We start from the raw sequence: 23,762 nt of genomic DNA, 5'->3' as shown, positions 1-23,762 counted from the left end.
ATGATTCATAATGGGCTAAAAGAATTAATTGGAGCATATAGTGATGAATTAACGAAGCTGCGAAGAAAATTGCATCGTGAACCAGAGGTGTCATGGGAGGAGTTTAAAACCACCCAATTTATTTGTGAGTACCTTGATAGACTGGGCATTCCCTTTAAAAGAACGGAACCAACAGGTGTTATTGCTGAAATAGCAGGCGGGAAGCCCGGAAAGACGGTAGCTTTAAGGGGAGACATGGATGCGCTGCAGGTGGAGGAATTGAATAAGGATCTGCCTTATGCCTCCCTGGAAAATGGAAAAATGCATGCATGCGGACATGATGCCCATACCGCGATGCTGCTGATTGCCGCCAAGGCATTAAATGAGATAAAAGAAGAATTGCCGGGGAATGTCCGCCTGCTGTTCCAGCCAGCCGAAGAAGTAGCGGAAGGGGCGAAGATGATGGTGGAACAGGGAGCGATGGAAGGTGTGGACAATGTCTTTGGCATCCACATCTGGTCGCAAATGCCGACGCATAAAGTGTCCTGTACACCTGGGCCATCCTTCGCATCAGCTGATATATTCAAGGTGACATTCAAAGGAAAAGGCGGGCACGGGGCGATGCCGCATGACTGCATTGATGCTGCTATAGTGGCCTCATCCTTTGTCATGAATGTCCAGAGTGTTGTGTCCAGAACCATTGATGCCCAGCAGCCTGCCGTACTCACCATTGGAAAAATGATGGTGGGCACAAGGTTTAACATCATCGCTGAAAATGCAGTCATCGAGGGAACAGTCCGCTGCTTCGATCCTGAAACAAGGGATCATATTGAAAAACAGCTTGAGAATTATGCTGAGAAGACGGCATCGATCTATGGTGCTGGTGCAAAAGTGGAATACATTCGGGGTTCCCAAGCGGTAATTAATGAGGAATACAGTGCAAACCTTGTGCAAAAAGTTGCTTCTGAAGCTTTCGGGGAAGATTTTCTATATAATGAAAATCCAACAATGGGGGCGGAGGATTTCAGTTTTTACCTGGACAAAGCACCTGGCAGCTTCGCCCTAGTCGGCAGCGGCAATCCAGAGAAAGACACCGAATGGGCTCATCACCACGGCAAATTCAATATTGACGAAGACGCCTTATCGACAGGCGCAGAGCTATATGCACAATATGCCTGGGCATATTTGAACGTATAGGAGTAAAATCTTAAAGCTAAATCCGCTCCTCTATATGGAGAAGCGGATTTATTTTTGCCTGGTTCCAGTTATTCATATCATTTTTAAAGTCATGAAAAAAGGAAGCAGTTAATAAACTCTGCTTCCCATATACTGGTGACATATATATATCCTGTGATCAAGGGGAATAGGTATGGTGAATTCTACTATTTTTGCAGATGATTTGGCGGAATGAAGTTTAGGGGCAGTGGCCTTAAGATTACTTTAATATCAGTGGGCATTTCAAAATCCTGCTGTGCTTGTTTTAAATAATGATACATAGCTTTCCCGCCTGCGGAATTGGCAGAGTGAACAGTTATGCGATCCGCAAATAACTGTTTTTGAACCATTAAATGAACGAGCATAAGACCATTTCTCGATTTACTTACTAAATCATGGTCTAAAGACAAGTGGTCAATTTCAAAGGTCTGAAGCAAATGGATACACTCATCAATGGTCTCAACTAATACATGACCATCAGGCGCTTTCCGATAATCATCCAGGAATACGCTTATTTTCTCCAATTTTATCCCCCTTTCGAAGGGGTGACTAAGAAAAGTCAAGTTGACCCTAAGGGTTTGATTCACCTTTCATTGTAACATACATATGTAAGTAAAGATACCGAAGAGGGATTAATTGGAAGAAAATTGGCTGCGGTTTTAAAAAGAGTGTCCGCAGGTATTTGCTTTCAAGGCTGGCAGCAGAGGTTTCCTTCGCCCTTTTCAAGAGCTGATTTTAAACTGTCCAGTACACCTGACCAGGCCATTTGATGCCAGTTTATTGCTTCAATCCAATCTTCATGATTCTTAAATCCTCTATGTTCAACAATCACCTTTGATGAATTTTCATGGATTGCCTGGAAACTTACATGAACAGTTGTTAATTCATCCTCATTATTCATTAAATCCTCAAATTGGTCTGGGCCTTTCCATGTGAACTCAAGCTCATTTTCAGTAATAAGCTTAGTAATTTTACATCCCTTCGTATTCATGCCCGTACTATTTCCGGGAATAAAATAAAGCTCATAAGCTCCGCCTTCCTTAGCTTCTACTTTCGCTTCAGGTGCAAACCATTCAGATACCCTATCAGAGATTGTCCAAGCGAGCCATACCAGATTGAGTGGTGAATTGATTGTTGTCTCATTAATAATGGCTTTCTCAATTGCAGTGGTTTTCAAAATAATCCTCCCCTAAGTGTAAAATTATTACATTTAAATAATAACATTATTTTGAAAATTAAGATATTGTTAACTGGAGAAAATTCGGAGAGATAGATTATTTGTAAAGAGGAAAGCCCAAAAGGAATAAATTCCTTCTGAGCTTGAAAGATTTATCTGCCGCCGTTTGTTTCATTAATAAACCGCTCAATTACTTCCTCAATGCTCATCACACCGATATTTCCCTCTTTACGTTTTCTCAGTGACAGGGATTGCTGCTCCATTTCTTTATCACCAATCACCAGCATGTAGGGAACTTTCTGTTTTGCGGCTTCCCTGATCTTGAGTCCCATTTTCTCTGTTCTAAAGTCGGCTTCAGCACGGATGCCTGCTTCTTCCAATTGTGATTTCACATAGTCTGCATATTCAGCATGCGAGTCAGAGATTGGAATGATCTTTGCTTGAACGGGTGACAGCCACAGTGGGAAATCGCCTGCAAAATGTTCAATTAGAATAGCCATGAAACGTTCAACTGAACCAAAAATTGCCCTGTGAATCATAATGGGAAGGTGAAGTTTGTTATCTTCACCAACATATGCACAATTAAACTTTTGCGGCATTTGAAAATCCAGCTGGACAGTACCGCATTGCCAGCTTCTGCCGAGCGAATCCAATATATGAAAGTCAATTTTCGGCCCGTAAAACGCCCCATCACCAGGATTAATCTGATAGTTTACTCCTTTGTTTTTCAAAACAGATTCCAAAGCTCCTTCAGCACGTTCCCACATTTCTTGTGATCCCATGTATTCCTCCGGGCGTGTTGAAAGTTCAACTTTATAGTCAAAACCGAAATGGGAGTAGAACTCATCAATTAGGACAAGTATTTTATCAATCTCGGCCTCAATCTGATCAGCCATCACAAATAAATGGGCGTCATCTTGAGTGAACGACCGGACTCTTAACAGTCCATTCAAAGAACCCGAGAGTTCGTGTCTGTGGACTAATCCCAGCTCCGCATAGCGGAGAGGCAATTCCCGGTAGCTTCTCCGTTTGCTATTGAAAACCAATATCGCACCCGGGCAGTTCATGGGCTTTATCGCATAATTTTGCTCATCCACATTTGAGAAATACATATTTTCATGATAATGATTCCAATGGCCGGATTGTTCCCAAAGTTCCTGTTTCATCATAATCGGTGTCTTAATTTCCTGATAGCCTGCCCGCTGGTGTTTTCGTCTCCAATAACTTTCAAGTTCATTTCGCATCACCATTCCATTTGGCAGGAAAAAGGCATTCCTGGGGCTTCCTCCATGGATGTGAAAAGCTCCAGCTCTTGACCTAACTTTCTATGATTTATTTTTTCTGCTTCCATTTCAATTCCTCCTGATTTTTAGTTATAAAAAAAGACCACACTCCTCCCAAACATAGGGACGAGTGTGGTCGTGGTGCCACCCTAATTCCATAAAGCAATCGAAAGACTGTTTTATGCTCAAAAAGATAACGGATTCCCCGATTATGGATACTCTGATATAGATCATTTCCCCATAATAGCTCCAAGGCGGTAAATCATTCCCTTTTCTTCAGGGCTTGCAGCCGGTGACCCTGATCTCTGGAAAGAAAATAAAGAATGATTCATGTCCTTATCAACGCTAATTATATAGTTTTAATTAAAATAAAAAGCCGCACTCATCCCAGCAAAAGGGACGAGTGCGGCCGTGGTTCCACCCTAATTCCATAAAGCATGCCGAAAGACTGCTTTATGCTCAAAAAGATAACGGATTCCCCGATTATGGATACTCTGATATAGATCATTTCCCCATAATAGCTCCAAGGCGGTAAATCATTCCCTTTTCTTCAGGGCTTGCAGCCGGTGACCCTGATCTCTGGAAAGAAAATAAAGAATGATTCATGTCCTTATCAACGCTAATTATATAGTTTTAATTAAAATAAAAAGCCGCACTCATCCCAGCAAAAGGGACGAGTGCGGCCGTGGTTCCACCCTAATTCCATAAAGCATGCCGAAAGACTGCTTTATGCTCAAAAAGATAACGGATTCCCCGATTATGGATACTCTGGTATAGATCAATTCCCCATAATAGCTCCAAGGCGGTAAATCATTCCCTTTTCTTCAGGGCTTGCAGCCAAATGGCCCTGATCTCTGGAAAGAAAACAAAGAAAGATTCGTATCCTTATCATAGCTCATATTTATATTTTTACTGATTTTATTACACATTTTGGAAAAGGTCAAGAGGGTTAATAAAACTTTTAAATCCTAATGAAACAACCCCGATTCCTTTGATTTTTTCATTAGCGCTTTTGTTTTTCTGCTTAATGGCTCTTTCAGGAAGGTTCCAATTAATAGTGCAATGAAACCGAATAGCGTCAGGACCAGAAGGTCTCTGTAAACTCTTTCCCAAACAATGCCTCCAACAGCTTCTCTCATTAAATCAATGGCATAAGAGAAGGGCAGGAAGGGGTGGATGGTTTGGAAAAATTCAGGAAGCAAGGCGGTCGGATAGGTTCCGCCAGCACCTGCAATCTGAAGCACCAGCAAGACAATCGCCATGGCTTTTCCTACATCGCCAAATACAGATACTAATGTATAAACAATTAATATAAACACTAAACTGCTTATCAGTCCAAACAGGATAAACCATACTGGTTCAGCTGCATCCACTCCGAGAATTAAGATATTCCCTATTGTCACTACGAGGGTCTGTGCAAATCCAATGCTTAGGAAGGTCAGCAGTTTGCCGAAATAGATTTGTTTTCCCGTAAATTCTTCATGATGATGAACATCTGTAGCCAAAAGGGAAATTAATAGAAGGGCACCTACCCATATCGCAAGTACGGTATAAAAGGGAGTCATTCCTGTTCCGTAATTTTGGATTGGGAATAGGCTGTTTTTATTAAGCTGAACAGGTTCCTCGAAGAAACCCTTCTCTGCTTCGGGATCATTTTGCAGCAGCTCAATGATCTCGTTGATGTCTGTCTCGCCCTTGATGTCCCGAATCCGATCGGCTAATTGATTAATCTTTTCGCTTATATATGGAAACTCTCCGATAATGTGCTTAAGCGTTTTTTCTCCTTCACCTAAGTTCCCCTCTGTATTCGCAAGGATTTTTTCGATCTCAGGCATGGCGGATTGTATTTCAGTCAGGATATTCCGGGCATTACTCAATGTTTCCTTGGCGCTGGCCACTTCCTGTTTGATGGCTGGCCGGATGTTTTCATTATATTCTTTAACGAATGCGTCGATCCTGCCTGCGGTTACAGCTGAATTTTCCTGAAGCCGGGTGATTAAATCATCTGCTTCCTTCTGCTTGTCTGAAAGAAAGGCATTGATCTTTTGTCCGTTTTCCTGGATAGTCTGCAGTTCCTGTTTTAATAAGGCTATTTGTTCCAGAGCCTGATTGATTTGTTCCTGATTTTGGCTTGTGCCTTGTTCCTTATTGGATTCCTGCAGCTGCTTTAGCGCTGTTTCGATAGTCTCGATATTCTGAAGCGAACCTGCTATCTGCTCATTGATTTGATTGCCTATTTCCTTTCCCTGGTTCAGGTTCAAATCAGAGGATTGAACCGAGGAGATAAAATCGTTCACCTTTACCGCCATATTCTGGACCTTCTCCAGATTCTCCTGAATCTGGGGCTCCATTGCATTCAGGCGATTCTCAGCCTCATTTATAAATTTCATCGTTTCATTAATGGTCTGCAGACCGTTTCCTGTTGCGCGTTTGGCATCAGGAACGAGTGCTTGTGCCTTATCAATCATTTTTTGGGCATTTTCTGCATCTGACAGGGAGCTGCTTAATAAGGAATGGATTTCAGGAAGCTTTTCCTCCATTTGAAAAACATACTCTTCGAACCGCTTTATATCCGGAAGGTCTTTTTCAATCTCCAGACCCAATTCATTAAACTTCTCAAAAATAGTGCCGTTAACGGTTGAGATGAAATTGCTTGTAACCGTATCGACTATCCCGCCTGCACCTTTTTCTGTGATTTTAGGTGCAATGGCATTGATTTTTTCATTCACATAATACTCGATTTTCGCTTTTTCGGGCTGGTTTTCAATGACGGTTCCCAGCTTCTGGGAGAAATTATCCGGAATCACAATGACAGCAAAATAGTCGCCGTATTCCACCTTATCCATCGCGTCTTTACGGTTATCAAAGTGCCAGTCCATATCATCGTTCTTCTTTAATTCCTTGACGATGTCATCTCCAATATGTATGTCCTTATCACGAACCACTGCTCCGGCATCTTCATTCACGATTCCTACTGGAAGCTGATCCGTTTGACTATAGGGATCCCAAGAAGCCTCGATGTTAAACCAGGCATATAAAGAAGGCAGTAACGTCAAGCCTCCGATTAATACTGCCGCAACCCAATTAGTAAAAATACTTCTAATATCCATTTTGTAAATTTTCCACATGCTGTTCAGTCCAATCTGCTTGTCTTCCTATAGATTTTGTGAATAATCGGTTAAATATATTCAGAATCTCAGTGCACAACAATTCTACCCCTATAAAAAATGTGTAAAACCAAAAAGGCGTGAGTAATTACTTTTGGGTCTAAAGGAGGAGAAGACATTATGGATTGATTTGGTAAACTGTTCTGGATGAGAAGAATAAAAAGCTGGGAGAGGGTAAAATGGATTGGAATATCAGAAAAGCTGCACTTAAGGATGTTGATGCAATTACTGGATTAAGAATAGAGCTCCTAAAGGCGGTAGGAGACGTTATTGAAGGAAACAGAGCAATAGTATTTGATGCAAACAGGAGATATTTTCAAGAAAAGCTGTCTAAGGGCGGTTATTCTGCTTGGGTAGCTGATGTTAGGGGGACAGTTGTTGCCATAAGCGGCTTAGTGTTTTTTGAAAGACCACCGCATGGGGAAAATATAAGCGGATTAGAAGCATATATAATGAATATGTATACTAAACCGGAATATAGAGGATATGGGCTAGGTCGTTCACTTTTAAACGAATGTATTAATAATTGCAGGAGTTTGGGGGTAGGACGTATTTGGCTGCATTCTTCACAGGATGGCTATCATCTTTATAAGAAAATGGGTTTTATTGATAAGGATTCTGAGATGGAGTTACTATTATGAAATCAGCTGCCAGTGCAGGCGGCTTTTTTTATATGCAAAGAAAATTCAGAATCCTCAATTAAAGGTATTTCTTTTTTGTGTTAAAATGGAAATTAAAGGATGTCCGTGTTTTGTGTTAGATTGGAACAACTTTGTGAGGGGATTCAAAGTGAACGCTGAAGAGAAAAGAAGAAAAGTCCAGCGAAAATATCGGGAAAAAATGAGCAGCATAAATGAATCCCAGGAATATAAGGGTGGAATCTTTTTTATTTTCATTTTAATCATTTTCATTTTTTTATTTAATTCTGGCTCGCTGTTCATGGAAAGAGATGTAAGAATTATAGAAGTGAAATATGTTGATGATGGGCTGTAAAGCGGAAGAAAAAGAAATTACTGCTTCTTTTGCCTTTCCTCTAAATAAACCCATGAGTAGTAGCTCATCCAAAAACGAAGGGAACTATTGATACGAGATAAAATTTATAATCTGGAACCACAATAATGGAGGTTATAAATATCAAAAGGGCTGGAATAAACAGAATAAAGTATTTTCTCCAGTGCATATCCATCCCCCCTTGGTGCTTGTCAAATAGATTTATATGCATAGGAGAATAAATATGATTAACATATATAAACAAGCCATTAACGGCTTTTTGGTAAATGATTTAACAGCATTTGATAGTGAAGAGAATGATCATCAGCTTATTTACCATTTGAAAAAAGGCCCTGTCCAGATACTGGGTGAATTCAGTTCACAGAAATATGAGAGCGGGTGTGCATATGTGATTTATGCTGAAGAAGAGGTTATTTCTGTTGATAAGGAATTGGTAAAAATAAAATAAGCTACATGCGGGAATCCAAGGAATTAGATGGGGCACCCTTTGCTTTAGGAGTTAAACACAGTGCCTGTCCACGAATTTGGCATAATTGAAGATATAAATAATAGTAGAATTGGAAATGCGTATGAACCGGTAAAATATGATTGTATTTCTGTTGATGATGAAATAATTGATACTATATATGAGAGATTACTTATTGTAAAAACCTATTTTCATTCACTTGACCGCCCAGAGTTTGGATTGGCATTTAGCGGCATCACGATCATTCCGCCAGAATCATTATCATTATTCTATGATGTGGTTATTTCATTGAACTTGTATGAAAACTCCCTTGAACTTTATGAACTAGCACAAAAGATTAAAGAGGCATATGAAGGCAGAAAATATATGATTCATTATGGAATATGATATATTGAGCCCCTTCCTCTATTCATGTATGAAAATATCAAGTCTTTATTGACAAACATTTCAAAAAATATATATTAAAAATCCTGCCAATTTTACATTGGCCTAAGGGGACTGTGAAAAGTTCATTCTTCTTTGAAAAGGATGGGTAACTATGAATAAAGAGCAATTGATGGAAAGTGCACGCAGTATGAGGGAAAGAGCTTATGCTCCGTATTCCAAATTTCCGGTTGGAGCCGCTTTATTACTGAAAGACGGCACTGTCATTAATGGAGTGAATGTGGAGAATGTATCGTTTGGTGCGACGAACTGTGCCGAGAGAACAGCTATTTTCACTGCAATTGCGAATGGTTACAAAAAAGGTGATTTCCAGGCTATAGCTGTAGCAGGAGATACGGCAGATTTTCTTCCGCCTTGCAGCATCTGCAGACAAGTTTTAGCCGAATTCTGTTTGCCGGAAATGCCGGTTTATTTAACAAATGAGAAAAAAGAAATATTAGAATTGACATTAAAGGATTTATTGCCGTATGCATTTACGGATTTAGAGATGTAGCATAAATGGAGGGCGAGTTTTGAGAGATATGTCAAAGCTTGCCTTCTTTATTTTTTAGTAAAGTTGTTAGTCTTCATCTGCGATAACCACTCTGTTTCTTCCCTCCTCTTTGCCTTATATAACGCTTGGTCAGATCTGTTCATTGAATCTGAAAAGCTATTGGCTTCAGTGGGAAAGCTGCCCATTTCCCATCCAAATAGTAAAGGGTCTTCCGAATTGTTGCTTACAATTTTCAGTGGCTTGGTTGAAATCATAGTCCGGCTAAAAAAGAACGTTGCTGCTGTAAATTAAGTGTGACAATAGGACTGCTAATGGTTCTCACACCTAGAATGTGTGAGAACCATTCTTATTTTCTATCCAAATCAATAGCAAAGTTTTCCTTGAAGCCCTTCATTCCCTGAGGGGTTATTTTGATGGCACGTGTTTTGGGGATGCGCTGTATCCAATTTCGCTCTAGGAATTTTTCCAGGATGGCATTCCCCAGTGCGCCTGCAAGATGATGGCGTCTTTCGCTCCAGTCGAGACATTTGTGGGAAAAAGAACGACGCTTCTTTTTCAAAGAGGTCAGGTCGATTTGCATAGAGTGAAAGAATGCTATTCCATCTTCCGTAACACTGAATGTGTCATTTTCTTCAGCAATAAATCCTTTTCTTTTTAGTGATTCAGTTATTTGCACTCCTAAATTTCCAGCGAGATGATCATAGCACGTCCTGGCAAAGCGGATCGCTTTATCTTCAGAGGCATGTTTAAAAGATTTAATTTCTGCAGCAGGGGCAATGGATAGAAAGGATTCCATCACTTGGGCAACCTCTTGATTCATGATGCCATAATACCGGTGCCTTCCCTGTTTTTCTGCTGACACCACTTGAGCATCCAGCATTTTTTTGAGATGAAAGCTGGCCGTTTGCGGTTTAATCCGTGCCATATGGGCCAGTTCATTTACAGTGTGATACCGGCCATCCAATAAGGCGGTCAGTATGGCTGCCCGACTTGGTTCACTGACCAGAGAAGCGACTTTTGCTACATTTGAATTCATATTCATATCTTATTCCTCCATGTAATCCATATTTCGATGATAATTGAAATATCTACCCCTTACAATGATATTTGTAAAAAAGTTCAGGAGGAAACTGCAATGAAAAAGGAAGAAAACCAAATAATCACCAAGTCGATTCAGCCTAAAATCTTATACTATGGAACTCCGGTGATATTGTTAACAACACTTAATGAGGATGGGACATCCAACATCAGCCCCTTATCCTCGTCATGGGCATTAGGGGAATGCATTGTCCTTGGAATCGGGGAGGGGGAAAGGCTTTGGAAAATCTTCGCAATCATCCCGAATGTGTCGTAAACGTTCCTGGCCCTGGCCTTTGGGAGAATGTAGAGGCATTAGCGCCACTGACTGGCAAGTGCCCAGTACCGGAATACAAACGGGTTAATTCATTCCGCTTTGAAAAAGATAAATTCTCTGCAGCCTCCCTTACGAAGAAGGAAGCAGAAATTGTAAAGCCCTTTAGAATCCTGGAATGTCCACTTCAGATCGAGAGCAGGGTGGAGCACATTCGAGTTCCGGAACATGACTCTCACTTTGCCATTGTGGAAGTAACGGCATTAAAGGTCCATGCGCATACATCCATCCTTAAGGATGATCATCATGTGAACCCTCATGAATGGAGTCCCCTCATTTATAATTTCAGGCACTACTATGGACTAGGAGAACATCTGGGGAAAACATTTCGGGCATAGTTCTATGGAAATCACTTTTGCTAAGCTGTTTAGAAATATTTCATACATATTTTAGAAAGTTTTAAGATTTATGTGATATAGTTCTTTTAATTTCTTAATCTGGATAATAGGGTTTATAAAATTATCTTGAATGCTAAGAATAAGGTATGATCTAATGAAAATTTTTATAACAGAGTGAGTGAAACAGATGTCCATTAAAATGAGGTTTCTGCTGTCTTATATTGGAGTGATTCTTTTTTCGATCACTTTATTATTGGCAGCAGGTTTTTTAATTATTTTTGCCATAACAGGTGATGTAAGATCTATAGAGCATCTTTACAAAAAAACATATATACAAAAACCTTTGACAACAGTTGAAGAAAGTGTGTTTCTCGATTTAAAGCTTTTTGCTAAAAATAATCCGAAACAGCTCCTAAATGAAAAGGAGCTTAAAAAGATTGAGAAAGAGGATATCGACATTGTTGTTAGAAAAGGCACAAAAGTTGAGTACGCTTCCCATGCTCTTGACAAACAGGCATTGGTTAAATCCCTTCCAGGTTTTGAAGAAACAAATATCAATACTCGAGATACGATTAAACTCAACGACTATTTTTTTACCTATGTAAAGTTTGATTTTTATTTTCCGGATAAAAGTGAAGGAAGTGTTTTCGTATTAAGGAAGGCCAGTTCCTATGCTGAGGTCATTAGAGAATTGTTTCCTATTTTATCAGGACTTTTACTGTTTCTGTTTATTATGATTATTGGTATATTAAATTATTTAGTCTCACGAAGCATTATTAAACCTATCTCAGTTCTTAAAGAAGGTGCTGAAAGAATAAAATCAGGAGATTTAAATTTTGAAATCGGAGCTGTTTCAAATGATGAAATCGGACAATTAAATAGAGCATTTGAGGAAATGAGAATTAAACTAAAAGAATCGATAGACCTCCAGCTTCGGTATGAAGAAAATCGAAAAGAGCTTCTGGCCAATATTTCGCATGATTTGAAGACACCTATCACATCGATTATTGGATATGTTGAGGGGATAAAAGATGGTGTAGCCAATACCCCTCAGAAGATGGAAAAGTATTTGTCGACTGTTCACTTTAAAGCAAAAGACATGGATTCATTAATTGATGAGCTTTTCTTATTTTCCAAGCTGGATTTGAAAAAAGAACCATTCCATTTCGAAACTGTCGAACTGGATAAATATATGAAAGACTATGCAGAAGAACTTTATTTGGATTTACTTCAGCAAGGAATCCATTTGGAGCTTCATCTTTTGAATAAACCAATCTTCGTGAAAGTGGATAGAGAGAAATTGAAACGAGTATTGGCCAACTTAATAAGTAATTGTGTTAAATATATGAATAAAGACAGGAAGAAGATTTCTATTTCTCTTCATGATCGATTAGGCGATGTAATTGTTAAAGTCGAAGACAATGGGCAAGGGATAGAACCTTCTGCCTTGCCAAATATTTTTGAACGTTTTTACCGTGCAGAACAATCAAGAAGTTCCGAGACAGGCGGAAGCGGCTTAGGACTTGCGATCGCGAAACAAATAATTTTGGAGCATAGAGGGGAAATCTGGGCTTCAAGCGAGATGGGTAAAGGTACAAGTGTATTCTTTTCCCTAAAGAAAGGTGAAAAAATATGAAAAAAATATTGCTTATTGAAGATGACATTAGTATTGCAGAATTGCAAAGAGATTATTTAGAAATAAATAAGTTTCGTGTCGATATTCAACATTCTGGTGAGGAAGGACTCCAAAAGGCTCTTCAAGAACACTATGATTTAATTATTTTGGACATCATGCTTCCAGGAGTAAATGGGTTTGAAATATGTAAACAAATACGCGCAGTTAAAAACATTCCTATCTTGTTTGTGTCAGCCAAAAAGGAAGATATCGATAAAATTCGGGGTCTCGGCTTAGGGGCAGACGATTATATTACCAAGCCTTTTAGTCCGAGTGAACTGGTAGCCAGAGTGAAAGCACATTTAGAGCGATATGAACGTTTAGCAGGAAAACAGACTCAAACAAATACAATTTTCGTACATGGGATCACAATTGATAAGTCAGCACGTAAAGTTTATATTGACGGAGAAGAAACTCCGTTTACAACAAAGGAATTTGATTTATTAGTATTTCTTCTAATGCATCCAAATCAAGTATTGAGCAAAGAACAGCTTTATGAAAAGATTTGGGGGCTGGAGTCAGCTGCAGATGTTTCAACAGTCACCGTTCATATTAGAAAAATACGAGGGAAAATTGAAGGAGACCCTGCACAGCCGAAATTCCTGGAAACCGTTTGGGGAGCCGGTTATCGATTCAATGTTTAAATTAATCTGTGTTTAATTTGATCCGTCACAAAGGTGACGGCTATTTTTTTATATATGAAGAAATTTTAAGATTAAGTTTAACTTTCTTTAAGAATTTTTTTAGAGGGAGTTCACATTTTGATACTAACATAATAGAAGCAGTAACTAGTCTGAGTCATTTTATTTAAAGAAGATAGGCAGGTGAAGTAGATGAGGAGGTGGCTAACAATAGTGATTGGAGGCGTTATTCTCCTTCAAGGCTGTGTCTCAGATAATAATGCAGATACAAAAACACAGGAAAAAGAGGTACGGGAAGATATGGATATGAGTGAACCATTGCTTCAAGCTGCAGAGCGCAGGGAAACAGAAACAATAAAGAGATTGATTGAGGAAGGTGCTGATCTAAATAAAAAGGACTCAGACGGACGAACTGCTACTATGATTGCAACTTACAATAATGATGTCGAAACCGCCAAAATCCTGATTAAAGCGGGGGCTGACGTCAATATTCAGGATAACATGAAAAACAACCCTTTCTTATATGCAGGCGCAGAAGGATACGTTGAAATTCTTAAGCTTACGATCGAAGCAGGTGCGGATCCGGTGATAATTAACCGGTATGGTGGAACTGCATTGATCCCTGCTGCAGAACATGGCCATATAGATGCCATCAAGGAACTTCTCAACAAGACTGATATTGATGTAAGTCATGTAAATGATCTCGGCTGGACAGCTTTATTAGAAGCAATTATTTTGAATAATGGAAATGTAAAACAGCAGCAAACTGTGCAATTACTAATCGATCACGGGGCGGATGTGAATACTCCGGATAGAAAGAATGTTACTCCTCTGCAGCATGCACGTGAGAAAGGGTTTAAAGAGATTGAACAGATTTTGTTAAGAGCAGGAGCAAAATAGGCAAAAATGAGAATGAGGAGACGATATAAATGAACAAAAAAGCAAAAGCAATAACATCCATACTTCTTGGATTTACATTAGTAGCAACGGGGTGCAGCGCTGGTGCAAATGCCCAGGAAAATCATAGTAAGCAGAAGCAAGAACAAGTGGTTAAAGAGACTAAAAAGGATCATAAATTAACCAAAGGACAGGAAATGGCTAACATTCTCAGCGGCACAAATTGGCAAGGTACAAGAGTGTATGACAAAAATAAGAACGACTTAACAAAAGAGAATGCAAACTTCATAGGTCTTGCGAAATATGATGTGAAATCAGGAAGATATGAATTTTTCGATGCGGAGACAGGCGAAAGCCGTGGCGACAAGGGAACCTTCTTTATTACCAATGATGGGAAGAAAAGAATATTAATTTCAGAATCAATGAATTATCAAGCTGTTGTCGAAATGACAAAACTAAATAAAGATATTTTTACTTATAAAAGAATAGGGAAAGATGCTAAAGGCAACGACGTAGAGGTATTTGTTGAACATATTCCCTATAAAGAAAATGAGCTTTCTTTTACTGATCCCAACAAGCAGCTGGACGCTGTTACGGGGGATATCGTTAAAGATATAGATGGAGATAAAATTTTAGGCAGTACCCTCTGGAACGGAACAAAGGTATTAGATGAAGACGGCAATGATGTAACAAAGTATAATACGATGTTTATAAGTCTGGCAAAGTTTGATGACAAAACGAATCAATACGAATTTTTCAATCTTGAAACAGGGAAAAGCCGCGGTGATTTTGGCTACTTCGATATTGTGAACGAAAATAAAATAAGAGCCCATGTTTCAATTGGGGCTAATAAGTATGGTGCAGCGCTTGAACTTACCGAACTTAATAAGAATAAATTTACTTATAAAAGAACGGGTAAAGACAAAGATGGCAAAGATATAACTGTGTTTGTTGAACATGAACCTTATAAGGGTGATTTTAAACCGAAATTCACTAAATAAAAACATTAAATAAGAGCAGCATCTTTTCATGAAGGAATGGATTTTTTCCGTTCCTTTTTTGTTTTCTTTAACTTAAACTTTTCTTATTGGAAATGAATAGTATGTTTAAGAACAAATAAAAAGCATAACAAGGCAATGAAAGAAGGAAATACTAAAGAAGAAACGAATGAAATTAAAGAAAGAATGGATTTTATGGGGGAGTCTATGTCAAAGTATATTAGTATTTTTTTCTTATTTGCAATCGTAAGTGTCTTACTCTTTTTTATGTTTGGATCCGTATTTATGGGTGGAGGCAATCCGGCAGAAGAAGCGGTTTATATATTTGGAACCATAATTGTATTACTGCTATCATTTATAATTTCACAGCTTTACTATTTAATAGATTTGTTTAGGAAGAACCGGTAATTCCCTGCCTTTATGGCAATTCGATGTGTATAGTTACTAACAATAATTGCAGTAAAGTCCGGTTAGACAATTAAGGACTCTTTTTTATTTTCGCTTAGTGGAAGAATAACTATTAGATTGAGGTGTCACTAATGATATTAGTCAGTTCTTGTTTAGCAGGGTTGGAAGTAAGATATAACGGCACTCATTGCTTAAATCAAAAAATCCGTCAAATGCTGGAGCAGAAGAAGGCAATTACTGTTTGTCCTGAGTTGCTTGGAGGTTTTTCAACACCAAGAGAACCTGCTGAGATAATAGACGGTGACGGAGCAGATGTTCTTGATGGCAAAGCTAAGGTAATTGAAAAATCAGGCAGAGATGTTACCGATTTGTACATAGAAGGAGCCTATATCACGTTAAAAAAGGCCCAAGAGCTGCAAGTTACTGCAGTCGTGCTAAAAGAATATAGTCCCTCCTGTGGAAGTTCAATGATTTATAACGGCGAGTTTAAGGGCAACAAAATTCCTGGAGATGGAGTCACGTCGGCCTTGCTTAAAAGGAATGGCATTAACGTAGTATCAGAAGAGGGGCTGGCAGATTTACTTTTGGAAGAAGGGTCCAATTATACAGACTAAAAATCAAGAGACTGCGCTTAAGCACCCATTTTTTATAATCGAGAAATAGCAAAGCATACCCAAGAAATCTTAGGTATGCTCGTGTTATTAACTCTGGCTTTGTTGAGCCAATCCTTTATCATGGGTGTTTTTTGGCGATTTTTTAGGCACAAAGAAAACTAAAATCAGTGTTGCAAGGGATAGGACTAACATAAAGACATAGGCAGAACTTGAACCAAAGATCGAAGCTAAGCTCTCCAGTTTGCCTGCTGTCATGTTTTCTTTGGACAACTCCGAAGCATATGATGTTGCCTGGATCGTATATAAAGTGATGACAACTGAAGTTCCAATCGCACCTGACAATTGGCGAATGGTGTTGTTAACGGCTGAACCGTGAGATCCCAGCTCTCTTGGCAGAGCATTCAATCCTGCTGTATTTAAAGGCATAGTAATAAAGCTTAGTCCTATTCTCAAAATAATGGTGCGGACCATTAAATACATATAAGTAGTCGATTCGTTCAAATCGATTACTCCCCACATGGAAATATTTACAAATACTAATCCTGTAATAAAGAGTGGTTTTGCACCGTATTTATCATACATTCTTCCAGTAACTGGAGATAAGAACGCGTTGATGATAGCTCCGGGCAATAAAAGCAATCCTGCTTCGAAAGCCGTGAACTCGCGCCCGTCCTGCAGGTAAATAGGCAGAAGGATTAAATCCGCATACATAATCATCGTAATTAGGACATTGATAAGCGATGTGAGAGTGAAGATTTTGTACTTAAATACAGATAAATTCAGTAAAGGCTCCTTTGATTTCATCTGCCGCAAGCAGAATAGAGCTGTAAAGAATATTCCTGCAATGATCGTTGTAAGGACTATAGGATTTTGCCATCCTTTGCTTCCCGCGGCACTAAATCCGAATAAAATGCATCCAAAGCCAATCGTGGACAAAATAACACTTGGGAGATCCAATCTCGCTTTTGATGTTTCCGATACATTCATCAAATATTTGAAAGCCAGAACGATGACGATGATTAAAAAGGGAATTAACCCAATAAACAGCCATCTCCATGAAACAAATTCAATAATAAAACCGGATAGGGTAGGAGCAATGGCCGGTGCAAAGATTACTGCAAAGCCAATTTTCCCCATTACACTTCCGCGATGCTCGGCGGGGTATAAATATAGAATGACGGTCATCATCAGGGGCATGATAATTCCGGCGCCGATTGCCTGAATCATCCTCCCTGCCAGCAGCATGCCAAAGTTCAGTGCACAGGCGCTAATGACAGATCCGATGAGTAAAAAGAACATTGAACTAATGAACAGCTGCCTTGTTGTAAACCGCTGCATCAGAAATGCTGTGATGGGGACTAATACCCCATTTACAAGCATAAATCCGGTTGATAACCATTGGACCGTTGCTGCTTTTACGTTGAATTCCTCCATGAAACTGCTCAATGCCACATTTAATAAAGTCTGATTCAAGGTGGATAAGAAACAGCCGGCAATCAGAACGATTAATAATATTTTTTTATTGCTTTCTGTTATTTCATTGCTCATTCATAAACTCCTTCGTTCTGAACTTGTATTCTCAACATGTTGTCGATAAAATTCATAGTAACAAAACCATCTATTCTTGACCATGAACAGTTTTCTTGTGTGTGTTCACTAATCGACAGCATGAATAGGGGCTGTTGAGAAAGTCCATGAAAATCTATAAAGGAGGGTTAGAATGTCTGCGCCGAAAAAGGAAGATCCCCGTACAATCCGTTCAAAGGAAATGTTCAAAACAGCAGCTTTTTCCCTGCTATCAGAGGAATCCGATATTTCAAAACTGACCGTTCAGAAAGTTGCGGCCGAAGCAGGATTAAACCGGACAACATTTTACTTGCACTATCAGGATATTCAAGATTTTCTAACGCAAATTACCGGAGAAATTTTAAGCGGGCTATCTGATAAAATTGCAGCATTGATACAATCGGAAGATCTATCAGAAAAGCAGCAGCTGACCCAATTGCTTGATTATTTATATATCCACAGAAAGTATTTGCTGATCTTATTCAAGATGAATCAATTCGAGGAAAAACTATTCGTATTATTAAAACAGTTAGTAGAAATAAGAAGAAAGAATACACAGAAGGAATTGCCCGGCGAATATGTTTCTATAGATATTAAAACAGCCTCATTGGTAGGCATCATCATGTGGTGGCTAAAGAAGGGACTTCATTTTAGTTCCGATTATATGGCTAATGAAATTCATTTAATGTATAAGGTGAGGCCGCAGTAAAGTGCTGATAGGAAAAACGCTGTGCAGGAGAATTAACCCCAGCTATTTAAGCAGGATCGGTTTCCCAAATTGATCAAATGCATGTCTAAAGTCAAATGCAAAAGAATCAGGTCCATGCTGGATATAAAAATCATATCTATTGAAAGCTTCCTTCCAGGATACATCCGATAACATATCCGTCCACCACACCACATAATTTGGCTGTCTCTCTGGAAGAGGCCCAAACCACTTATTCCTGTCCTGCAATGCCTGCCTATGCAGGCCAGAATAGGTAAACTGATATAAAGATTGAAGGTTTGTCCATACTGTTAAGGTGAGAATGGGGGTACCCTCTCCTTTAATCGTTTCTTCAGGGAACTTAGCTCTAGTTGGTGAGAATTCTTTTATGAGGTGCCCTGTTTTAGCAGCCTCTCGCATGACTTCAATTCCCGCTTCAAAAAACTCCCGGGAGGCAGGATGTTCTTCTGAGTGCTTCAGCCGTCCAACCGTCAAAATAGCCACAAATGCCATGTTAATCCCTCCATTACCTTTTTTACATATATTCTGAAAGGACTCGATTAATTCCTGTATAAACAGGATAATAATTTAATGGTTGTTGCAGATTTAAAACAGTTCTCAAGCAAGTTTAAGAATGGGTATTTAACAGGGGAGGGTCACTTTACTTCCCTTAAGCCCTTCCCTTCAAGAATATCTTGAATACCTTCTTCACAAACGCCGTATGAACGCCAGGAACACGTTTCGCAAACAGTTTGAATATCTGAGGGAAGGGCATATTTTTGAATGTTCGACTCAATGTCCTTCCAATACAGGATTTGCCCGATCTTAAGTCCAAGTTTTTCTAAAATAACGGCATCTCTTTCATAAATATCGTTGTGTTCACAGTGGTATTCACCTGAGTTGGGATACTTTTTACACAGTTGATCTGGCCCTTTTACAAGCTGTATCCATGTCCTGGGGTTGTCTCTCAAGGCTTGGTGCAAACGTGTCATATTTTCCACGTATTCCTGAGAGTAGCCCATTCCCCGATATCCCAGAAGGCAAAAAAGATGATGGCCTCGCAGCTTATACATAAAATCCCCCAATTGAAATGGTTCGTTTACGTTTGAATGTTAACTTAAAAAATGTATAGTTAACATACTTGTTTATCATAACATTTAAAATTGATCAGCTGAGGGTCTTTTTTAAAGTCTTTTGGGGCAGGCTGTTTAAAATGGAAAATAAACTACTGTAAATATTGAATTGCCTGTGACAAGTTGATATATTAACTTATATATATGAAATCAATGATGTGATCAAGTAAATAAGGATTGTGAAACAGAAAATATAGCCTGGGCTGAAAGCTATATCACCCCTCCTTATTGAACCCTGCCACGGAGATTGTTAGTAAAGCTAACCGGGTCGTTTCGTTACAAACGTTTAGAGGACTTTAGATTTTATATTAAAGTCGAACTAAGGTGGTACCACGTCTATTAGCGTAAAGACGTCCTTTTGAAGGACTCTTTATGCTTTTTTATTTTTTAAACAAATTTCATTTTCCAAGGAGGAAAAGAAGATGTCTCAACAAAAGCCAAACAACTTTTCAAAATGGTATCTTGATACGATTCAAAAAGCCGATTTATTTGATTACACCCCAGTTCGCGGCTGTATTGCCTTTAAGCCGGATGGCTATGAAATATGGGAACATATTCAGGAAGAGATGGATAAGCGTTTTAAAGAAACCGGTCATCGCAATGCATATTTCCCCATGTTAATTCCAGAATCCTTCTTTCAGAAGGAAAAGGATCATATTGAAGGATTCTCGCCAGAGCTTCCATGGATAACAGAAGCGGCAGGTGAGAAACTGGAGGAACGTCTGGCACTGCGCCCAACTTCTGAAACAATGATTGGACATTTGTATTCAGATTGGATTAAGAGTTATCGGGATCTGCCTGTATTAATAAATCAATGGGCAAATGTATTCCGGTGGGAGAAGAAGACTCTTCCATTTATCCGCACTTCTGAATTTTTATGGCAGGAAGGCCATACGGCTCATGTGGATGAAGAAGATGCGCGTAAGGAAACAATGCAAATGCTTTCCATTTATAAAGAGGTTGTAGAAGGATTACTTGCGATTCCAGTTTATGATGGCCAAAAAACACCATCAGAACGCTTTGCCGGTGCGGTTGATACTTTTTCCATTGAAGCGATGATGAAAGATGGAAAAGCGGTGCAGGCAGGTACCTCCCATTACTTAGGTACAAAATTTGCCGAAGCTTTCGATATCAAATATTTGAATAAAGAAAATAAACACACCTTTGTCCATACAACATCCTGGGGTACGTCTACAAGGTTAATTGGCTCCGTCATCATGGTTCATGGAGATGAGCAAGGCCTTGTGCTGCCTCCAAAAATAGCACCGACTCAAGTTGTACTGATTCCAGTCGGGCCATGGAAAAAGAACCCGGCCATTATGGAGAAGTTAGATGAAATCTTTGCAGCATTAAAGGCAGAAGGAATCCGCGTCCGCCTAGATGATTCTGATCAATCACCAGGCTATAAATTTAATGAGTGGGAACTGAAAGGTGTACCTGTCCGCATAGAACTCGGTCCACGTGATTTAGACCAAAATCAATGTTTAATGAAGGCCCGTGATCTTGGAGACAAAGTTGCGGTACCGCTTGAAGCCATTATTGACAGCATTAAAAAAGAGCTTGAAACCATGCAGAATCGTCTATTCGAAAATGCAAAAGCGTTCCGCTCGGAGAATTCACACACACATATTGATACAATGGACCAGTTAGAACAGCACATAGCAGAATCCGAATTAAATGAAACCATTCCTGGCTGGATATTGGCTGGCTGGTGCGGAGAAGACGCCTGTGAAGAAAGTGTCAAAGAAAAAACAAAATTCACAACAAGGAACATTCCGTTCAATCCGCCGGCAACTAAGGACACATGCATCCATTGTGGTAAAGAAGCGAAGCATACGGTTTGGTTTGCGCGAGCTTATTAAGCTTGAATGTGAAATATTACGTGATCTTTCAGGGTCAATTATTTAGGTCCGCCTCACTCAGGCGGACTTTTTTCTTAAAGATGATTGAATGAACGTCCAGGTTTCACAGTAAAGCATTCGAATAAGGAACTTAAACATATTTTATTGAACTGATTAATATGTTAAAATCAAAAATGTCTAAAAATTTAGATAACATTTTCGGACAATGTTATTATGACAATCAATATATTGGCATGAAAATACTATGGGGAACAGATCTCAAATAACTTTATAGGTATTGAAAGGGGAAAATCATTTGAATCAAACATTATTAATTATTGATGCCCAACAGGAGTTAATTGATGGGAATATAAAAGAAAGTAAAGTTTTTAATAAAGAGCGGCTTATTGGGAATATCAATTTAGTGATCGAAAAGGCAAAGCAATCCAGTATTCCAGTTGTCTTTGTTAGGGATTTAGATGTTGCTGAAGGGAAAGGCAAAGGATTTCAGGTTCACGAAGAAATTAATGTGCCTGCGGAAACGAAGTTCTTTGATAAAGCTGCGACGAATTCCTTCCATGGAACAGGACTGCTGGATCACCTTAAATCTCAAAAGGTCAAGCATGTTGTTATAATGGGGTGTAAAACCCAGCACTGTATAGACAGTGCAGTTAGAACCGCAACTATTAGTGGATTGGATGTAACATTAGTAGGTGATGGACATTCAACAACGGACAGCGATGCTTTAAGTGCAGAACAAATTATCAAGCATCATAATGATACTCTTCACGGCCATTACAATGTGGAACATTTTTCAGTTGTCAGAAATGCAGCGGAAGACTTGTTTCATCCGATACATGATTCATATAGGTGAATTGAATTTATAGTATAGAGATATTCCTTATTAACAATAGATTCCCAATTTCTTACTGTGAAATTGGGATATTTAATTTGTGAAAGATAGGCATTCATGAAAGTAGAGGTATACAGGAATTTCCTGAACATCAAGAATGCTGCCCCCGTATTTTTTCCCCTTTTTTCGCTTTTAGAATCCATTTTATAAACTGTTGCCTGTCATATAAACGCATATTGTTTGCTTCGGCAAATTCAATTGCTTGACGGGTGAAACGCTCATTTGTGATGACCCAGCATTCAGCAGCATCAAAAATATCCATTTGCCTTAAAGTTTTTTGGACTAGGCGTATTCCGACTTCTCTTTTATGGCTTTTGACTTTAACAATCACTTGATACCCCGATGGAGAGGCAAGTAAAAAACTTATATCCGGATTCTCATCAATCGGTTTTGTAACTATATAACCAAGTTTGGATAATAGAGAGATGGAGAAATCCTCTAATTGCTCATCTGAAAGTTTGCTGATCAGCCAGATTTCGGAATCCGCCTGACTTTTCTGATCACGGCGAAACCAAAACAATCCGTAAACGAGATAGAAAATCACCTCTCCCAAAAAAGTCAGAAATGCATTTTCCCAATTGTTCGTATTCATAAAGACAATAATCGGCACCAGGATGATCATAAACCAAAGTATTAGATGATGACGTTCATTCAACCTGTAACACATCCTTCATTCTAAAAGTCTTCTAATCTTGTTATATCACAAATCATTTGGGCGGCAAGAATAGGAATATCTAAAAAGATTGGAATAGCCAAAATATATTGGTAAAATTTACATTTACGAACATGTGTTTTATAATATTATTATCTTAAAATGGAGGTAGAATACTTGAGGCCGGAACTAAGAAAGGATTTGGAAGTAAAAGATTTCCTCAGCTATTATTGGTTAAAAGAAGAGCTGCGAGTTTTTTGCAGAGAGAATGGAATGAGTGCTGCTGGCTCTAAAATGGAGATTACGGATAGAATAGCAGCATTTCTTCAGACAGGAGAAATAAACAAGCCAGCAAAGAAAAAAAGTCCCCTTCTAAAGATGTTTTGTCAGAATTAAATTTAGATACTGTCATCACAGAAAATCACCGCTGCAGCCAGACTGTAAGAGCCTTCTTCAAATCAATTATCCCTAAATTTCATTTTTCGACTTATATTCAAAATTATTTTAAAGAAAATGCAGGCAAAACATATCGTGATGTGGTTCATGCTTGGTATGAAGAGGAAGAAAGAAAAAAGAATCCGTCTTATAAAAAACAAATAGGGTCTCAATTCGAATATAATCAGTTCACCAGAGATTATTTTGCAGACCCAAAAAACAAAGGCAGTAATCGAGAAGAGGCCATTAAAGCCTGGAATGTTTTATAAAAACTGCCAGGAAGCAACAAATACAGAGGC

23 protein-coding genes, 3 pseudogenes and 4 other annotated features are annotated in these 23,762 nt (G+C 38.9%); of the genes and pseudogenes, 17 read left to right on the top strand and 9 right to left on the bottom strand.

Annotation, left to right across the window (positions count from 1 at the left end; all coding sequences use genetic code 11):
• On the top strand, positions 1-1,176 hold the full coding sequence (locus M5V91_RS18995) for a M20 family metallopeptidase (RefSeq protein ID WP_071157377.1): 1,176 nt from the start codon (positions 1-3) through the stop codon (positions 1,174-1,176).
• A gap of 185 nt (positions 1,177-1,361) precedes the next feature.
• Here M5V91_RS18995 and M5V91_RS18990 read toward each other — a convergent pair whose 3' ends face one another.
• The 4 genes and pseudogenes from M5V91_RS18990 to M5V91_RS18975 form a co-directional block, all read right to left on the bottom strand.
• Complete coding sequence (locus tag M5V91_RS18990) at positions 1,362-1,718, bottom strand: cyclic-phosphate processing receiver domain-containing protein (RefSeq protein WP_009335376.1); 357 nt, start codon at positions 1,716-1,718, stop codon at positions 1,362-1,364.
• A 164-nt stretch (positions 1,719-1,882) separates the two neighbouring features.
• Positions 1,883-2,371 (bottom strand): SRPBCC family protein, encoded by a 489-nt coding sequence (locus M5V91_RS18985; RefSeq protein WP_009335375.1) that lies wholly within the window; start codon positions 2,369-2,371, stop codon positions 1,883-1,885.
• A 152-nt stretch (positions 2,372-2,523) separates the two neighbouring features.
• Positions 2,524-3,722 (bottom strand): annotated as a pseudogene (gene thrS / locus M5V91_RS18980) (threonine--tRNA ligase).
• A 51-nt stretch (positions 3,723-3,773) separates the two neighbouring features.
• Positions 3,774-4,006: a binding site (T-box leader), on the bottom strand.
• Between the two features lie 40 nt (positions 4,007-4,046).
• Positions 4,047-4,280: a binding site (T-box leader), on the bottom strand.
• A 40-nt stretch (positions 4,281-4,320) separates the two neighbouring features.
• Positions 4,321-4,555 (bottom strand) — a binding site (T-box leader).
• 67 nt (positions 4,556-4,622) lie between these two features.
• Positions 4,623-6,782, bottom strand: a complete 2,160-nt coding sequence (locus M5V91_RS18975; RefSeq protein WP_251174133.1) for a YhgE/Pip domain-containing protein — start codon at positions 6,780-6,782, stop codon at positions 4,623-4,625.
• Between the two features lie 218 nt (positions 6,783-7,000).
• Between M5V91_RS18975 and M5V91_RS18970 the strand changes: the two genes are divergently transcribed.
• The 5 genes from M5V91_RS18970 to M5V91_RS18950 all read left to right on the top strand — a co-directional run bounded on the left by M5V91_RS18970 (position 7,001) and on the right by M5V91_RS18950 (position 9,235).
• Positions 7,001-7,462, top strand: a complete 462-nt coding sequence (locus tag M5V91_RS18970; protein WP_071157380.1) for a GNAT family N-acetyltransferase — start codon at positions 7,001-7,003, stop codon at positions 7,460-7,462.
• Positions 7,463-7,610: 148 nt separating this feature from the next.
• Positions 7,611-7,814: a small membrane protein YnzI gene (ynzI, locus tag M5V91_RS18965; RefSeq protein ID WP_019379583.1), complete on the top strand. Its 204-nt coding sequence runs from the start codon at positions 7,611-7,613 to the stop codon at positions 7,812-7,814.
• Between the two features lie 241 nt (positions 7,815-8,055).
• Entirely contained in the window at positions 8,056-8,280 is a 225-nt protein-coding gene (locus tag M5V91_RS18960) for a hypothetical protein (protein WP_071157382.1), read from the top strand.
• A gap of 60 nt (positions 8,281-8,340) precedes the next feature.
• Positions 8,341-8,685, top strand: a complete 345-nt coding sequence (locus M5V91_RS18955) for a short-chain dehydrogenase (RefSeq protein WP_071157384.1) — start codon at positions 8,341-8,343, stop codon at positions 8,683-8,685.
• A gap of 151 nt (positions 8,686-8,836) precedes the next feature.
• Positions 8,837-9,235 (top strand): cytidine deaminase, encoded by a 399-nt coding sequence (locus tag M5V91_RS18950; protein WP_019379579.1) that lies wholly within the window; start codon positions 8,837-8,839, stop codon positions 9,233-9,235.
• Between the two features lie 346 nt (positions 9,236-9,581).
• Here the strand turns inward: M5V91_RS18950 and M5V91_RS18945 are convergent, their stop codons facing one another.
• Positions 9,582-10,277: an ArsR/SmtB family transcription factor gene (locus M5V91_RS18945; protein WP_019379576.1), complete on the bottom strand. Its 696-nt coding sequence runs from the start codon at positions 10,275-10,277 to the stop codon at positions 9,582-9,584.
• Positions 10,278-10,370: 93 nt separating this feature from the next.
• On the opposite strand from M5V91_RS18945, the pseudogene M5V91_RS18940 reads away from it, so the two are divergent.
• From M5V91_RS18940 to M5V91_RS18910, 7 genes and pseudogenes are all read left to right on the top strand, one after another.
• Positions 10,371-10,984: pseudogene (locus tag M5V91_RS18940) on the top strand (flavin reductase family protein).
• Positions 10,985-11,171: 187 nt separating this feature from the next.
• The gene (locus M5V91_RS18935) at positions 11,172-12,620 is read left to right on the top strand and encodes a sensor histidine kinase (protein ID WP_071157390.1); all 1,449 of its coding nucleotides are present in this window, start codon (positions 11,172-11,174) and stop codon (positions 12,618-12,620) included.
• The gene (locus M5V91_RS18930) at positions 12,617-13,303 is read left to right on the top strand and encodes a response regulator transcription factor (RefSeq protein WP_009335368.1); all 687 of its coding nucleotides are present in this window, start codon (positions 12,617-12,619) and stop codon (positions 13,301-13,303) included. The genes M5V91_RS18935 and M5V91_RS18930 overlap by 4 nt, the downstream gene beginning before the upstream one ends.
• A gap of 189 nt (positions 13,304-13,492) precedes the next feature.
• The gene (locus M5V91_RS18925; protein ID WP_340999974.1) at positions 13,493-14,200 is read left to right on the top strand and encodes an ankyrin repeat domain-containing protein; all 708 of its coding nucleotides are present in this window, start codon (positions 13,493-13,495) and stop codon (positions 14,198-14,200) included.
• A gap of 29 nt (positions 14,201-14,229) precedes the next feature.
• The gene (locus M5V91_RS18920) at positions 14,230-15,198 is read left to right on the top strand and encodes a DUF4822 domain-containing protein (protein WP_009335366.1); all 969 of its coding nucleotides are present in this window, start codon (positions 14,230-14,232) and stop codon (positions 15,196-15,198) included.
• A gap of 135 nt (positions 15,199-15,333) precedes the next feature.
• Positions 15,334-15,603 carry a hypothetical protein gene (locus M5V91_RS18915; RefSeq protein ID WP_251157269.1) on the top strand — a complete coding sequence of 90 codons (270 nt, stop codon included), beginning with the start codon at positions 15,334-15,336 and terminating at the stop codon, positions 15,601-15,603.
• A 131-nt stretch (positions 15,604-15,734) separates the two neighbouring features.
• Positions 15,735-16,217 (top strand): 2-thiouracil desulfurase family protein, encoded by a 483-nt coding sequence (locus M5V91_RS18910; RefSeq protein WP_251157270.1) that lies wholly within the window; start codon positions 15,735-15,737, stop codon positions 16,215-16,217.
• A gap of 87 nt (positions 16,218-16,304) precedes the next feature.
• Here M5V91_RS18910 and M5V91_RS18905 read toward each other — a convergent pair whose 3' ends face one another.
• On the bottom strand, positions 16,305-17,765 hold the full coding sequence (locus tag M5V91_RS18905) for a DHA2 family efflux MFS transporter permease subunit (RefSeq protein WP_251174131.1): 1,461 nt from the start codon (positions 17,763-17,765) through the stop codon (positions 16,305-16,307).
• A gap of 172 nt (positions 17,766-17,937) precedes the next feature.
• Between M5V91_RS18905 and M5V91_RS18900 the strand changes: the two genes are divergently transcribed.
• Complete coding sequence (locus tag M5V91_RS18900) at positions 17,938-18,492, top strand: TetR/AcrR family transcriptional regulator (protein WP_009335362.1); 555 nt, start codon at positions 17,938-17,940, stop codon at positions 18,490-18,492.
• A gap of 42 nt (positions 18,493-18,534) precedes the next feature.
• Here the strand turns inward: M5V91_RS18900 and M5V91_RS18895 are convergent, their stop codons facing one another.
• Positions 18,535-19,002, bottom strand: a complete 468-nt coding sequence (locus tag M5V91_RS18895) for a DUF3291 domain-containing protein (RefSeq protein ID WP_009335361.1) — start codon at positions 19,000-19,002, stop codon at positions 18,535-18,537.
• A gap of 143 nt (positions 19,003-19,145) precedes the next feature.
• On the bottom strand, positions 19,146-19,562 hold the full coding sequence (locus M5V91_RS18890) for a DUF1284 domain-containing protein (protein ID WP_251174130.1): 417 nt from the start codon (positions 19,560-19,562) through the stop codon (positions 19,146-19,148).
• Positions 19,563-19,766: 204 nt separating this feature from the next.
• Positions 19,767-19,983 (top strand) — a binding site (T-box leader).
• Between the two features lie 61 nt (positions 19,984-20,044).
• On the opposite strand from M5V91_RS18890, the gene proS reads away from it, so the two are divergent.
• Together proS and M5V91_RS18880 are read left to right on the top strand one after the other, a co-directional pair.
• Entirely contained in the window at positions 20,045-21,484 is a 1,440-nt protein-coding gene (proS, locus tag M5V91_RS18885) for a proline--tRNA ligase (protein WP_071157399.1), read from the top strand.
• Between the two features lie 295 nt (positions 21,485-21,779).
• A complete protein-coding gene (locus M5V91_RS18880; RefSeq protein WP_009335358.1) occupies positions 21,780-22,337 on the top strand; it encodes a cysteine hydrolase family protein in 558 nt (185 codons plus the stop codon).
• Positions 22,338-22,467: 130 nt separating this feature from the next.
• Here M5V91_RS18880 and M5V91_RS18875 read toward each other — a convergent pair whose 3' ends face one another.
• Positions 22,468-23,031: a restriction endonuclease gene (locus M5V91_RS18875; RefSeq protein ID WP_019379573.1), complete on the bottom strand. Its 564-nt coding sequence runs from the start codon at positions 23,029-23,031 to the stop codon at positions 22,468-22,470.
• Positions 23,032-23,205: 174 nt separating this feature from the next.
• Here M5V91_RS18875 and M5V91_RS18870 point away from each other — a divergent pair.
• A pseudogene (locus M5V91_RS18870) lies at positions 23,206-23,732 on the top strand (DUF6434 domain-containing protein).
• The last annotated feature ends 30 nt before the right edge of the window (positions 23,733-23,762 follow it).

The sequence above is a fragment of the Cytobacillus pseudoceanisediminis genome (assembly GCF_023516215.1).
GTDB classification, from domain to species: domain Bacteria; phylum Bacillota; class Bacilli; order Bacillales; family Cytobacillaceae; genus Cytobacillus; species Cytobacillus pseudoceanisediminis.
The sequence above is the reverse complement of the archived record's forward strand: the minus strand, read 5'-3'. Positions and strand labels throughout refer to the sequence as shown.